The 13,958-nt window shown below is 67.4% G+C and carries 10 protein-coding genes; all 10 read left to right on the forward strand.

Annotation, left to right across the window (positions count from 1 at the left end; genetic code table 11):
* Window position 1 precedes the first annotated feature (1 nt).
* The 10 genes from ABJF88_16140 to ABJF88_16185 all read left to right on the forward strand — a co-directional run bounded on the left by ABJF88_16140 (window position 2) and on the right by ABJF88_16185 (window position 13,896).
* On the forward strand, window positions 2–1,051 hold the full coding sequence (locus ABJF88_16140; protein MEP0548468.1) for a pentapeptide repeat-containing protein: 1,050 nt from the start codon (window positions 2–4) through the stop codon (window positions 1,049–1,051).
* A complete protein-coding gene (locus ABJF88_16145; GenBank protein ID MEP0548469.1) occupies window positions 1,048–2,112 on the forward strand; it encodes a DUF2169 domain-containing protein in 1,065 nt (354 codons plus the stop codon). Before ABJF88_16140 ends, ABJF88_16145 begins: the two co-directional genes overlap by 4 nt.
* A gap of 24 nt (window positions 2,113–2,136) precedes the next feature.
* Window positions 2,137–3,948, forward strand: a complete 1,812-nt coding sequence (locus tag ABJF88_16150; protein MEP0548470.1) for a type VI secretion system contractile sheath large subunit — start codon at window positions 2,137–2,139, stop codon at window positions 3,946–3,948.
* A 178-nt stretch (window positions 3,949–4,126) separates the two neighbouring features.
* A complete protein-coding gene (locus ABJF88_16155) occupies window positions 4,127–5,803 on the forward strand; it encodes an FHA domain-containing protein (protein MEP0548471.1) in 1,677 nt (558 codons plus the stop codon).
* Between the two features lie 11 nt (window positions 5,804–5,814).
* The gene (locus tag ABJF88_16160; GenBank protein MEP0548472.1) at window positions 5,815–6,576 is read left to right on the forward strand and encodes a Stp1/IreP family PP2C-type Ser/Thr phosphatase; all 762 of its coding nucleotides are present in this window, start codon (window positions 5,815–5,817) and stop codon (window positions 6,574–6,576) included.
* 60 nt (window positions 6,577–6,636) lie between these two features.
* Window positions 6,637–8,616: a PEGA domain-containing protein gene (locus ABJF88_16165; GenBank protein MEP0548473.1), complete on the forward strand. Its 1,980-nt coding sequence runs from the start codon at window positions 6,637–6,639 to the stop codon at window positions 8,614–8,616.
* A gap of 92 nt (window positions 8,617–8,708) precedes the next feature.
* Window positions 8,709–9,728, forward strand: a complete 1,020-nt coding sequence (locus tag ABJF88_16170; GenBank protein ID MEP0548474.1) for a CsgG/HfaB family protein — start codon at window positions 8,709–8,711, stop codon at window positions 9,726–9,728.
* A gap of 66 nt (window positions 9,729–9,794) precedes the next feature.
* Window positions 9,795–11,102 (forward strand): hypothetical protein, encoded by a 1,308-nt coding sequence (locus tag ABJF88_16175; protein MEP0548475.1) that lies wholly within the window; start codon window positions 9,795–9,797, stop codon window positions 11,100–11,102.
* A 38-nt stretch (window positions 11,103–11,140) separates the two neighbouring features.
* Window positions 11,141–12,799, forward strand: a complete 1,659-nt coding sequence (locus ABJF88_16180) for a FlgD immunoglobulin-like domain containing protein (protein MEP0548476.1) — start codon at window positions 11,141–11,143, stop codon at window positions 12,797–12,799.
* 14 nt (window positions 12,800–12,813) lie between these two features.
* Window positions 12,814–13,896, forward strand: coding sequence for a hypothetical protein (locus ABJF88_16185; GenBank protein ID MEP0548477.1), 1,083 nt, complete (start codon window positions 12,814–12,816; stop codon window positions 13,894–13,896).
* Window positions 13,897–13,958 lie beyond the last annotated feature (62 nt).

The following is a 13,958-nucleotide window of genomic DNA, read 5'->3' on the forward strand; positions in this document are numbered from 1 at the left end:
TATGGAACCGACGACGCTCGCTTTCGACCTCGACCGGCTCCGGCCCGATGCGGACCTGCGCGGCGTCGACCTAAGCGCGGTCCCGCTCACGTCGGCCGATCTCACCGGCGCGAACCTCGCCGGGACGAACCTGCCGGGGGCTGAGATCACCGGAGCCCTGCTCGATGGCGCGGATTTCACCGGGGCCGACCTGCGGGGCGTTCGGTTCGGCGGTGCGCTGCTGAGCGGCGCGACCTTCTCCGGCGCGAACCTGACCGGGGCGACGTTCGAGGGGTGCTTGCTCGACGACGCTATGTTCCGCAACGCCCGGCTCGACGAGGTAACGCTGACCTCCTGCACCGCCGACCGCGCCGACTTTCGCGGCGCGTCGCTCCTGCGCTGCGTAATCGAAGGGTCGGTGTTGGAAGCGGCGAACCTGAGTGGGTGCGAGATGAGCGGGGCGAGTCTCAAAGGAAGCGTCTTCACCGCCGCCGATCTCAGCGGGGCGAAGCTCGTCGGCGCGAACCTCGAACAGGCGCTGCTCACCGAAGCGAACCTCGCCGGCACCGATTGCACCGAGGCCGTGCTCTCGGGGGCGATCCTCGACAAGGCGCGCGCGCCGGGCGCCGTCTTCCGCAGCGCGTTCCTCGTCGCCACGTACGCGCCGCGCGCCGACCTCTCGGGGTGCGACTTCTCCGGGGCCAAGCTCTCCGTCGGCACGTTCACGCGGGCGACGCTGGCGCGGGCGACGTTTCACCACAGCACGGTCGAGACGGCCGTGTTCGAATACGCCGACCTGCGCGAGGCGCGGCTGAGCCAGTCCTCGTTCGACTTCGCCAACTTCGTCGGGGCCGACTTCGCCGGGACGCAGGCCGCCGGGTGCAGCTTCTTCGGCGCCGACTTCTTCTGGACGACGCTCGACGGCTTCCAGCGATCGGAGTGCGACTTCGAGTCGGCGCGGATGCCGGAGCCGGTCGCGCCCGCGTTCGGGCCGGGTGCCGCGCCGCCGCCGGTCCGCCCGCTCCCGCTCTATCGCCCGCCCGCGTCGGCGCAACCTCGCCCGAGCCGATGAACGTCACGAATGACACGCCGTTCGTCGACGGCCTCGCGATTGGCATGGGGCCGGACCGGAAGCCGTGCCTCTCGGTCCTGCTCAAGGCCACGTTCCGCATCCCCGTCGGGGCCGACGGCACGCTCGCGCCCGTCGCCGACGAGCAGCAGCCGATCACGGCCGACGACGAGTTTTTCAAAGGCGACATCACGGGCAGCGTCCGGCTCGAAACCGACGTCGTCCCGTTCAAGCCTCGCGCCGATGTCGTGGTCGTGGGCCGGGCGTATGCGCCGGGCGGGAAGCCGGTGCCCGCGCTCGACGCCGCGATCCGCGTGGGGCGCGTGCAGCAGGCCGTCCGCGTCTTCGGCAACCGGCGGTGGGTCTTCCCGACCCGGCTCGTGATGGTGCCGGTCATGTCCGACCCCGAGCCGTTCACCGAGATGCCGCTCGTCTACGAACGGGCCTTCGGCGGGTTCGACCACAAAGGGCGCGCGTGGAGCCCGCAGAACCACATCGGGCGCGGCTTCATCGGGAAGAAGACACGCGAGTCCGTGGATGGCAAGCCGCTCCCGAACCTCGAAGACCCCCGCCGCCCGATCCGCTCGTGGGACGACCAGCCTGCGCCCGTCGGGTTCGGGTTCTACGGCCGGAGCTGGCAGCCCCGCGCCGCCCTCACCGGCCGGAACCTCAACGACCTCGACCCCGAGTTCGGCCTGCCCGCCGACTTCGACTTCGGGTTTTACAACGGTGCGCACCCCGCACTTCAGGTGCCCGGCTACCTCGTCGGGAATGAGGAGGTCGAGCTCCGTCACCTCACGCCCGACGGCTACCGCCGCTTTCGCCTCGCCGGCGTTCAGCCCCGCCTCGGGCTCAGCGTGTACACCGACGGGCTCGGCCCGGACGAGGCCGCAGCGGTCGATCCGCAGGCTCGGCCGGTGCAGACACACGCCCTCGCCGCCAACCTCGATACCCTCTTGTTTTTAACGGACGAAGGCGTATTCTGCCAGGTGTGGCGCGGGACCCACACCCTTCCTGAACTTAGCCTCGACACGATTGCGGGCATCGACCTCCGCATGGCGTGAGCGCGGCCACTTGACTCGATTGACATGAGCGACGTACACAAGAACGTAGGCCTCTTCATCTCCTCCGATCCCGACACGACGTCGGTCACGCAGCCCGGCGCGGGCGCCCAGCGGCGCGAGAAGCGGATGCCGCTGCGGCTCATGCTCGTCGCCGATCTCGTGCCGCAGCAGCGCCCGAGCCGGACCGAGTCCGTCGCGCGGCGGGTGGACGTGAACAGCTTCGCCGGGGTGATGGAGGAGTGGAAGCCCGCGCTCCGCATCGAGGTCCCGAATCGGCTGAGTCCGCAGCCGGCGTCGCTGGAGATCGGGCTGCGGTTCACGTCGCTCAAAGACTTCGCGCCCGCCGCGATCGCGCGGCAGGTCCCGGCCCTGGCCCGGCTGTTGGCGATCCGTACCGAAGTCCACGGCGTCCGCACCGAAGGCACCGACCGCGAGACGTTCCGCGCCCGCCTCGCCGAAGCCGGCATCGACGCCGCTTCGGCCGACGGACTCTACGGCCAGCTCACCGTCGAGCCACCGAAGCCGAAGCCCGCGAAGCCGAAGACGGACGACCCGCTCGACCGGCTGATGGGCCTCGTGGACACGGGGGATGGGAGCGACGACGAGCCGGTCGGCATCGGCGCCGCGCTCGCCGACGCGGTGTCGGACGGCGCGCCGCGCATCGCGGCCTCGGCCGCCGACAAAATCTTGGCGGACTTTGACGCGAAGCTCGGTGGGCAACTCCGCGCGATCATCGAGCACCCGGACCTCCGCCGGCTCGAAGCCGCGTGGCGTGGGCTGAAGCTGCTCGTCGACCGGCTGCCCTTCCGCGAGGGCGTCCTGCTCGACGTGGTTCCCGCCCGCCGCGAGAGCCTCAGCGAGACCGTCTATTACCAAGTGCTCGTCCCCGAGCACGAGGCCGCCGACGCCGGCGACCCGCTCACCGCCGTCATCCTCGGCTTCGCCTTCGACAACAGCCAGGCCGACGTCGAACTGCTCGACGACCTCGCCGGGACGGGGGCGAGCCTGCAGGCGCCGTTCATCGCCTCCGCCGCGCCGGGATTCTTCGGGTTCGACGCGCCCGAGGCGATCGGGCCGCTGCCGCTCGTGCCGCAGTTGATGCAGGGCCCGGAGTACATCCACTGGAACAAGCTCCGTGACAAAGACGAAGCGCGGCACCTCGCGCTCGCGTTCCCCCCGTTCCTCCTCCGCCCGCCGTACGGGCCGGAGCATCCGTCGAAGGAGGTCCCCGTCGAAGAGCAAGGCTACCTGTGGGGCGGCGGCGCGCTCGCCGTCGCGCTCGCGATGGCCGATTCGCTCGCCAAAACGGACTGGCCGACACACCTCACCGGCCGTCCCGTCGACGATCTCCCGATCTGGGAGACCGACCGGGGCACGACGCCGCTCGCCGTCCTGCTGCCCGAAGGGAAAGCCGCCGAACTCGGCGACGCCGGGTTCGTCGCGCTCACCGGCACGGCCAACCGCGACCGGCTGCAGATCGCGCAGGCTCCCAACGCCTCGCGGCCCCAGATTTTCGACGACGCCGAGAAGACCGCGCACGCGGCAGCGCACGCGACGCTCGGGTGCGGCCTCTTCGCCGCGCGGGCGGCCCACCGCCTGCTCCTCCTGCCCGCCGAAATCGATGCCTCGGCGGATCTGGAAACGAAGACGGCAGCCGTCGTCGCGCGGCTTCGTAGTTTCCTCGGCGGAGACGAGGCCTCGGTCACGGCCGATCCTGTCCCCGACGCCGAGATCGAGGGGTACGACCTGCTTGCCATCCGCATGCAGCCGCCGCGCCACGTGTTGAGCACGCCGGTCCACCTCGCCATCGGCTTGCCGATTCCGAGAAAAGAATGAGGCGGGGACGGCCCGCGTTGCAGAGGAACGACGTTACCTATACGTTAAGGCGCAGTCCCGACACGAGGCCTGACCTTCTGCCCTCCCGAGTCCTACTTTTTTGAGCTCGTATCCCTACTCCGCTTCCCAGCCGACAGGGGCGCGCCCCGAGATCTTGGTGCGTGTCGAGGGGAGCAGTGTGCCCGGTCTCGAGCGAGCCTTCACCGAAGCCTTTACGATCGGGCGGGGGATTCAGGCGACGCTCCACGTGGACTCCGGCCGTGTCAGCCGCATCCACGCCGAGGTGCTTCTCGAGGACAGCCAGTGGGTGCTTCGGGACGCAGGGAGTACGAACGGTACCTACTGCGACGGAGAGCGGATCGATGAGATGCCCCTGGCGGGGGAAATCGTCGTGCGGCTCGGGCGCGACGGACCGGCCGTGCATTTCAAGGTGCAGGACCGCGCGCCTGTGAGAGAGTCCGCCGAGACGGCGGTGACGGAAGAGGCGCCCATCGAGATCTTAGAGGAGAAGGCCGAAGCCGATCGGATCGGTCGCAGAACCTCGCCCGACCGAGGGTGGATGGGTGCCGGGGTACCTGAGGAGCTTGCTCCGAGCGTGCCGTCGGCAGGTGCGAGCGCTCCGCAGCAGAACGGAGGACCCGCGTCGAGCAAAGCGAAGGATCCCAAGGCCTCCGTAAGCCAAGTGATCCGGCGCTACTTCGAAGAGGGAGCCGACGGGCCGGTCGGGGAGCGGACGATGATGATCCGCCAGGCCTATCAGCAGGTCCAGACCAAACAGAAACGGGCCTACGGCGGCATCATCGGTGGCGTGGCGGTGCTGCTGATTCTGGCGCTCGCCTTCGCCATTTGGCAGCAGATCCGGGTAGAGCGGTTGGAAGGGACGGCCGAGTCCCTGTTCTACGAGATGAAGGAGCAGGACCTGGAGACGGCCCAACTCCGTCTGCTGGCCGAAGAAGGCGGGAACGCCGACCTCGCGGCCCAACTCGACAACATCGAGGCGCGTCGCCTCCGCAAAGCCGAACTCTACGAGGGGTACATCGAGGAACTCGGCCTCTACCGCAAGCTCTCGCCGCAGGAACGGGAGATCTACCGCGTCGCCCGCATCTTCAACGAGAGCGAGTTCACGATGCCGGCGGGCTTCGTGCGCGAGATCAAAGGGGTCATCACCGAGTGGCAGAGCTCGGGCCGGTTCGAGAACGCCGTCCGGCTCGCCGAGCGCAACGGGTACACGCCCGCGATCGTCCGGACGATGCAGGCCTACGGCCTCCCGCCCGAGTTCTTCTACCTCGCGCTGCAGGAGAGCAACTTCGACACGTGCATCAGCGGGCCGCAAACGCGGTGGGGCATCGCGAAAGGGATGTGGCAGTTCATCCCGACGACCGCGCAGGCCTACGGCCTCGTGACGGGGCCTCGCGTCGATCTCCGCGTCTGCGACCCGCAGGATGAACGCCACGACTTCGCCCTCGCCACCGACGCCGCCGCTCGCTACCTCCTCTACATCTACACCCACCTGGCCCACGCCTCCGGCCTGCTCGTGATGGCGTCCTACAACTGGGGCGAGCACCGCGTCGCATCGAAACTCGATCAACTCCCGGAGACGCCCCTCGAACTCGTGCAGCAAGACTTTGAGGGCATCCCGGAGAACCCGCAGCAGCGTAACTATTGGCGGTTCCTCAACGAGTACCGAGACCGCATGCCGGATGAGACGAAGAACTACGTCCTCCATATCTTCGCCGCAGCCGTGATCGGGCAGAACCCACGCCTCTTCGGGTTCGACTTCGATAACCCGCTGGAGCCTTACCTCCAGGATGCTGCGTCGAGCCCCTCTGCAGCTGCTCTCCCTCCCCACCCCTGATCCGCTCGCTCATGCTGTGGAAGCGCTCCGCTCGCCCGCTCACCATCCACTTCGGCGCCAAGTCTGACGTCGGCCAGGTCCGTACGGAAAACCAAGACGACTTCGGCCGCTTCCCCGTCGTGCGGTCTTCGCGTAATGGAGAGCACTTGTTCGTCGTGGCCGATGGGATGGGGGGGCACGAGGACGGGGGGCACGCGAGCCGGGTCGCCGTTGAGGCAGTCGGCGACACGTACTTCGGTAGCTCGGAAGGCTCCGTCGAAGACCGGTTGCACCGCTCGGTCGGCGAGGCCAACGCCCGGGTATATCAGTTCGCGCAGGGCGGCGGGATCCCGAAGAAAATGGGAACGACTTGCACGGCTCTCGCGCTTGTGGGGGAGGATGCGTATCTCGCCCACGTCGGAGATAGCCGGGCATATCTCATCAACAAGAAGGGGATCGTGCAGCTCTCGCGGGACCACACGCTCGTGGAGGCCCTGATGCGCGAGGGCGTGCTGACCGTAGACGAGGCCGCGCGGCATCCGCAGCGGCACGCGCTCGTCCGGGCCATCGGGATCGAGCCGCAAGTGCAGGTGGACGTGAAGCAACTCCACACGCCCCAAGCCGGCGACGCCTTCCTGCTGTGTTCTGATGGGCTGGCTCGCGTAACGAACATCGAGATCCGCGATATCGTCCGCTCAGAGGCCCCACAGCAGGCCGCCGAGACCCTCGTTCAGCTCGCCAACGATCGGGGCGGCCACGATAATGTGACGGTACTGGTGGTAAAGGTAGAATAAGTTATAGTTTTCGTACTCTAGGCCTGCTGGCTTTTCGATTCCCGACGCGCCCCCTGGTTCATGCCTGACACGTACATCGGCCAAGAGATCGACGGCTTCCGCATCCTTGAGGAGCTAGGGCGCGGCGGGATGGGCGTGGTGTACAAGGCGGAGGACGTGGCGCTCGCCCGGCCGGTCGCGCTCAAGATGATCGCCCGTGAACTGTCCCGCGACGAGTCGTTCGTGCGGCGCTTCCGCTCCGAGGCCCGCGCCCTCGCCCGGATTAACAGCTCGTACATCACGAGCATCTACGCGCTGCGCCGGACCGACGACGGCATCTTCATCGTGATGGAGTTCATCGGGGGCGGGACCCTCGGCGATAAGATGGAGCGGGGGCCGGTGCGCTGGGCCGACATCCGGGCCCCGTTCCTCGAGATGATCTCGGCGCTCGAACACGCGCACGGCGTCGGCGTCATCCACCGGGATATCAAGCCGGGCAACATCCTCCTCACCGAGGACGGCCACGTCAAGGTGACGGACTTCGGCCTTGCCAAGCTCCATACGGCCGACCAGGGGATGACCGTCACACAGGGGATTGCGGGGACGCTCTACTACATGTCCCCCGAGCAGGTCAAGGGCGAGCGCAACCTCGACGGCCGCAGCGACCTCTACGCCCTCGGCATCACGATCTACGAAGCGCTCAGCGGCCGCCTGCCTTTCGACCGTGGCGGCAGCGAGTTCTCGACGATGCGGAAGATCGTCGAGGACCAGTACCCGCCCCTGGGAGAGTTCGCCCGCGACCTCCCGCCCGGCCTCGAATCTGCCGTAATGAAGGCGCTTGCCAAATCCCCCGACGACCGCTACGCGAATGCGGCGGCGATGCGGGAGGCGTTTGAGGCCATTCCCGGCGATGCGGCTCCGGCTAGGCTTAACACCAACGGACCGCCACCGCGTCGGGAGGCGGAGACGGTGGTAGCGGGGGAGGCGTATCAGTCGGCTCCCCCGCCCGTGGTGACGAAGCAGGCGGTGCCGAAGCAGCGCATGATGATTGGCGGTGGGGTATTCGCGGTGCTCGCGCTCGCCGCCCTCGCCTATTTCTTCTGGCCCTCGGGCAGCACGACCCCGCTCAGCGTGAGTACCGATCCGCCCGGCGCGGCCGTGTACTTCGACGGGCGAGAGATAGGCCGGACGCCGCTGGAGTCTGTCGCGGTGAGGGGGGAGGGCGGGCGGCTTCGGGTCGAGCGGGTAGGCTACGCAACCGTCGATACAACGCTTTCCTTCACTGAGGGGGAGCCGATGAACCTCCTCCTGCCGCTCGTGGCGGTCGCCTCTACGGGGGATGGGAACGTTGGCAGCGCGCGGGTCGCGCTCCTCAACGTAGCGTCGAACCCGTCCGGCGCTACCGTCGTCATCGACGGGCAGCGGGTAGGGGAGACGCCCTACACACACCGTGACAGCACGGGCCGCCCGCTCTCGGTCCGTCTCGAACGACGCGGCTACCAGCCATACAGCGAGACGGGCGTCGTCCTCAACCCCGCGTCGCCGAGAGAAATCCGCGCCGATCTAGAACGCGTCACCACCCTGCCTTCGGACAATGCGCCGCCGGGCAACACCGCATCCGATCCTCCTCCGGCCCAGACGGGCACACTCGTCCTCCGGTCTAATGAGGGCGGCACGGTGACGGTCAACGGGCAGAGCAGGCCCGATTCCGGCACGTTCACCGTCCCGGTTGGTACCCAGACCGTCCGGTGTACGCATCCAGACTACGGTAACGCCACCGGCCCCGTCACGATTCGCGCCGGGCAGACCACCACGGCGACGTGCTACTTCCAGGCGAACGTCAACGTGCAGGCCACAGGCGAGTCGACATGGGGCTCCGTATGGGTCAACAACCGGAACGCCGGCGAGACCGGCGTCATCAAGCTTCCCCCCGGCACTCACACCGTCGAGGTGCGGCGCAGCGGGTTTAGGTCCGTCGAACCGCCACAACCGGTTACCATTCGGGCAGGGTTAGTACAGCAAACCGAACGGTTGGTATTCACTCTGCAGAAGGAGGAGTGACAAGTTCTCGGTTGCTCCTATATTGTTACGCCTTACACGCTTTCGTGCTAGGGATTTGTCAGCCAACGAGGTACTTCGCGATGTCTCCGATTATGTCCCGCCTACTCTGTGCAATCTTTTGTTTCGTCGGTCTGTTGGGCGCGAGCGCTCAAGCGCAAGAGGCGTCCCTGCAGAAGGCTGTCGAAGCCTTCACGGCCGGTGAGTACGACCAGGCCATCAACGGCTTCGCTGCGCTGATCGAAGACGGCTCTGCTGACAAGACCGTCAAGAAGGAGGCGCTCCAGTACCTCGGCCGTGCCTACGTTGCCAAACGCGCTTTCGACGACGCCCGCTCGACGATCGACCGACTGCTCGACCTCGAGCCCCCGCTCGTCGAGCTCGACCCCGACGACGAGCCGCCGTCGCTGATGAAGCTCTACTACGAGGTCCGCCGCGACTACGCCGGCTACGAAGTGCAGCGCCCCGAGCCGGGGATGAAGACCCTGGCTGTGATGGACTTCACGAACAGCTCCGTCGACGAGAAAGAGCGCTTCGACCCGATGCAGCAGGGGTTCGCGTCGATGATGATCAACTACCTCGAAGGCTCCACCGATCTGAAGGTGGTCGAGCGCGAGCGGATCCAGTGGCTCCTCGACGAACTCGAACTCCAACGTGACGACGGCATCGTCGATCAGGCCTCGGCCGTGCGCACCGGGCAGCTCCTCGGCGCGAATGCGGTCCTCTTCGGCGCCTTCACGGTGCACGAAAAGCAGATGTGGATCTCGGCTCGCCTCGTGAAAGTCGAGACGGGGGAAATCCTGCTGGCCGAGCAGATCTTCGGGAAGCGGGACGAGTTTTTCGAGCTCGTCGAGAAGCTGTCCGATCAGGTGACCGAGGCGATCGGCGTAGAGCTTGCCAGCGCCGGGCGAAACAGCGAAGGCGGCAGCGGCAACGGCGGTCAGACGCGCTCCCTCGACGCTCAGCTCTCGTACTCGCAGGGGCTTGGGCTGATCGAACAGGAGAAATATCAGGAGGCCTACGACAAGTTCTTGGAAGCGCTCGAGTACGATCCCCAGTATGCCGACGCCCGCCGACGAGCGGACAGCCTGCGCCCCCAACTCGCGGCGAACTAACCCACGCGAACAGTACGGGCGCAGTCCACCGGGTCGCGCCCCCACCAACCGCCATCCAACGCCCCTATGCCCCGCGGACTCGCTCTCCTCACTGTGCTAGCGCTCGGGCTGCTCGCTGCCTGCGCACCGACCAACCAAGTCGGCACGGTAGCGCCGGAGAAGCTCGACCGCGCTATTGATCGGGCCCGGGCCGACCTCGTCCGCCGGCCCAACGACGCGGGCGCGCTCCGCGACCTCGGCGCGCTCCTCGCGCAAGCGGAGCGCTTCGACGATGCCGCTCAATATCTCCGGCAGGCGTACGTCGAAGACCGGGACGATCCGAAGACGCTCTACTACCTCGGCCTCCTCAACGAGGCGGAAGGGGATCCCGGGGAGGCACTTCAGTTTTACGGCCGATTCGAGGACATCTCTCCGCGGTCGGCGTTCCGGCCGTTGTTGAAAGGGCGCTACGAATCGCTCGTCCGCGAACAGATCGAGCAGGAGATGGGGTCCCTCGCAGCCCGCGAGGACTCGCTCGCTACGGCCGAGGCGTCGCCCCAGACCGTTGCCGTGTTCCCGTTCGCCTACCGTGGGAGCGACCTCCGCTACGCGCCGCTCGGCCGCGGGTTGGGAGAGATGGTGCAGGCCGACCTCGCCGGCATCGGCGGGCTGCAGGTGGTGGAGCGGCTCCGGCTCCAGTCGTTGCTGGACGAGCTTTCGCTTTCGCAGTCCGAGGCGTTCAACCCGGCCACGACGCCGCGCGTGGGCCGGCTCCTCCGCGCTGGTCGTGCCGTCGGCGGCTCCTTCGACGTCGAGGACCGCGACCTCCGGATCGATGCCGCGCTGTGGAACTGGGCGGTGCAACCAACGCCAAACCTGCAGTCGCGGTCGGACAACCTCAACGATCTCTTTCAACTGAAGCGCGAGGTTGTGCTCGCCCTCGTGGAGCAGATGGGCGTGCCCCTCACCGCCGAAGAGCGGGCGATGTTCGACGCGGTGCCCACACGTAACCTCCAGGCCTTCCTCCTCTACTCCCGCGGGTTGGAAGAGGAGGACGCCGGGAATTTCGCCGCGGCGACCGGGCTCTTCCGCGAAGCTGTGAAGCTCGACCCGTCGTTCGAGCGTGCCGCCGATGCATCGGCGCGCGCTGATGCCGTCGACAAAGCGGGCGGGTCGATCCAGAACGGACTCGCCGCGGCCCGCTCCCTCGAAAACTTCGGGGGGATCGACCTCGTCGGCAGCCGCCTCGGCAAGCTGAACGATAGCATCGGGTCTGCCTTCATTCCGGGCACCGGGGGCGGACGGGATGACCCGTCCGGGGAAGCAGCGGCGGCCACGAGCACCTTCGAGCCGCTCCCCCTCCCGCCGTCACCGCCGCCGCCGGGCGGCAACTGATGGGTCACGAGTGATATGAAGTCAACAGGGATTGAAATATGAAACGAATGGTACGGATCGTCGCAGCGCTCGCCGTCCTCCTCGGAGGAGCGGACCTGCGCGCACAGGACTTCGAGATCGAAGAACTCTCGGTTCCCATCCCCGGTGAGGAGTTAGAGGCTACGGTGACCGTGTTTGTTGATGGCCCCGTTTCCAATGGCCGGCTGTTTTACCGCCCCACGGGCGAGGTGCAGTACGAATCGGTGGTGCCACAGCAGACCGGCAATATGTTCAGCGTCGTGATCCCGGCGTCGGCGGTGACCGAGCGCGGGCTCGACATCTACGGCGAGTACGCCGAGGATGGGGAACTGCGCACGTACCCTGAGCAGAACGCGGCGGAGAACCCCTACCGCCTCCCGGTCTACCTTGGCTCGTTCGAGGTGCCCATCGAGCTGGCACCCCGCCAGTATCGGATGGTCTCGGTGGCCGCCGACCTCGGCACGGGCACAGCCGATGGGGAACTCACCGACGACTTTGGCACCCCGGACATCGCGCGGTGGCGCGCAGCCCGGTGGGACCCGGCGCAGGAAGCGTATGTGGAGATTCCCGGAGCAGCGAGTTCCCTGACGGAAGGGGCTGCGTTCTGGCTCATCACTGCCACCGGCGGTGCGTTCGATATCGACGCGGCCTCGTCGACCAACCCGGACTCGTTGCCGTCCATCACACTCCTACCGGGGTTCAATCAGATCGGCAACCCGTACGCCTTCCCGATTGCGTGGGACGACGTGCGGGGCGGAGCGGACGTAGGACCGTTGCTGGCCTTCAATCCAGCGTCCGGCGACTACGACGTGGCGTCTACGCTCGAGCCGTGGACGGGGTACTTCGTCCAGAGCTTCGAAGTGCAGCCCGTCACCTTTCTCGTGCCGCCGCGTGAATCCGTGGGCGGAGGGGCCGTGCAGGCACCGGAGACGGACTACATCGTTCACATCGGTGCTCGGATGGGAGATCGCGCCGATCTCCACAACGTCGTCGGGTTCGCCGCGACGGCCGCTACGGGTCGGGACCGGCTGGACCTTGGCGAGCCGCCGCCCATCGGGGAGCACGTCCGCGTGAGCGTGATCGAGAACGGCGAGCGGTGGATGCGGAGCTTGAAGCCCGTCCGTGCGGATGGCGAAATGTGGGACGTCGAGGTGACGGCGTCAGAAGAACTGCTCACGAGCGGGACGCAGCGCGTCACGGTGTCGCTGAGCGAAGAGGGCGTCCGGCCCGACGGGTTCGAACTGTATGTGATCGATCTCGATCGCGGGACGGCCGTGCAGCGGGTCGGCAACACGTTCGAGGTGGCGCTGAGCCGGGACGCACCGCTGCGTCGGCTGCGGCTGATTGCAGGGACGGAAGCGTTCGCCCGTACCGGCAGCGAGGGCGCACCGCTCGAGTTCACCGGCTTCGCCCTCGATGCGAACTACCCCAACCCCTTCGCGGAGCAGACGACCATCAGCTACCGCCTCGACGCGCGCGGCCCCGCCACGCTCGAGGTGTTCGACCTCCTCGGGCGCCGCGTGCGCGTGCTCGCCGATGGCGACCACAACGCCGGGGCTCACAGCGTCGAGTGGGACGCCCGTGATGCGTCCGGACGCACGGTCTCGAACGGGCTCTACCTCGTCCGCCTCCGCGCTGGCGATGCTTCTGCGACGCGCCGAGCGTCCGTCCTCCGCTAAACCCTTCCGAACCCGTGAGACACCTCCTCCTGTTCGCCCTCCTCGCTACGCTGACGGCCCCACTCGCCGTGGGACAGCCGACGTCGCTATACGCGAGCGCTGATCGTCAGCCCATCCGGGTTTCGATGGAGGGGCTCTACCAGCGCTTCTCCGACGATGGGGAGGACATCAGCGAGTTCAGCGTGCCCCTGGGCATCTTCCTCCCCATCGGGAACGCAGTCGCGCTCAGCTTGCAGACGAACTATGCGTCGGTGAGCGGGAGCGACGTCACGACCGTTTCCGGGCTGGGCGACGTGCAGTTCGTCGCGAGTTATTTCCAGCCTGCCGGGACCGGCAGCGTCGTGTTCAGCGTCGGTGTCAACGCGACGACGGGGCAGAATGCGCTCTCCTTCCAGGAATTCCAGACCTCGGCGTTGGCCGGGCAGACGGCCTACGATCTCCGCGTGCCCACGTTCGGCCAGGGAATCCGGGTTGCTCCCGCCGTGACGTACGCCTTCCCTGCCGGAGATCGTCTCGCGCTTGGGCTCGGCGCGTCGTATCAGTACCGTGGCCCGTACGAGCCGCTCGAAGACCTTCCAGACCAGTACGATCCGGGCGAAGAAGTATTGCTCACAGCCGGAGCCGAACTGGAGATCAACCCTACCTCCTCGTTCTCCGTGGACCTCTCCTACGGGATCAACGGAACCGACACGTGGGGCGCGATCACGTACGAGCCGGGCAACACCGTGACGGCGACGGCGCAGTACCTCCTCTACCTCGGGTTCCACGAGATCCGCACGGTGGCACGGTATCGAGCCCGAGGCGAAGGCGACCTGCCGGATGCCTCCGCTACGGCGGAAACGGCCGTGCCGACGCAGATCCTGTTCATGACGGACGCCCGCTTCCAGGTGACTCCGACCGTCGAGGTGGGCGCCCTGGCGCGGGTACGGAACTACGGCGAGAGCGCGCTCATCGGCGATGCGCTGACGCTCTTCGATATCGGATTGACTCCATCCGCGGTGGTCACGGAGCAGGTGGCCCTGACATCCCGGTTCGTGTACACGCTCGGTGGCTTCAGCGGGTTTACGGCGGGAGGCGGGCTACGCCTCTCGTTTTAGAGCGCTGGCGGGCGCACGTGTGGACTACCGATTTGACGCCATACGGGCCGCTATTATGGTTT

The organism is Rhodothermales bacterium (assembly GCA_039944855.1).
Taxonomy (GTDB): Bacteria; Bacteroidota; Rhodothermia; order Rhodothermales; family JANQRZ01; genus JBBSMX01.

Excerpts from the sequence above, each read along its gene's own strand:
- ABJF88_16140 (MEP0548468.1), top strand. The coding sequence starts at position 2 with ATGGAACCGACGACGCTCGCTTTCGACCTCGACCGGCTCCGGCCCGAT.
- ABJF88_16145 (MEP0548469.1), top strand. The coding sequence starts at position 1,048 with ATGAACGTCACGAATGACACGCCGTTCGTCGACGGCCTCGCGATTGGC.
- ABJF88_16150 (MEP0548470.1), top strand. The coding sequence starts at position 2,137 with ATGAGCGACGTACACAAGAACGTAGGCCTCTTCATCTCCTCCGATCCC.
- ABJF88_16160 (MEP0548472.1), top strand. The coding sequence starts at position 5,815 with ATGCTGTGGAAGCGCTCCGCTCGCCCGCTCACCATCCACTTCGGCGCC.
- ABJF88_16165 (MEP0548473.1), top strand. The coding sequence starts at position 6,637 with ATGCCTGACACGTACATCGGCCAAGAGATCGACGGCTTCCGCATCCTT.
- ABJF88_16170 (MEP0548474.1), top strand. The coding sequence starts at position 8,709 with ATGTCCCGCCTACTCTGTGCAATCTTTTGTTTCGTCGGTCTGTTGGGC.
- ABJF88_16175 (MEP0548475.1), top strand. The coding sequence starts at position 9,795 with ATGCCCCGCGGACTCGCTCTCCTCACTGTGCTAGCGCTCGGGCTGCTC.
- ABJF88_16180 (MEP0548476.1), top strand. The coding sequence starts at position 11,141 with ATGAAACGAATGGTACGGATCGTCGCAGCGCTCGCCGTCCTCCTCGGA.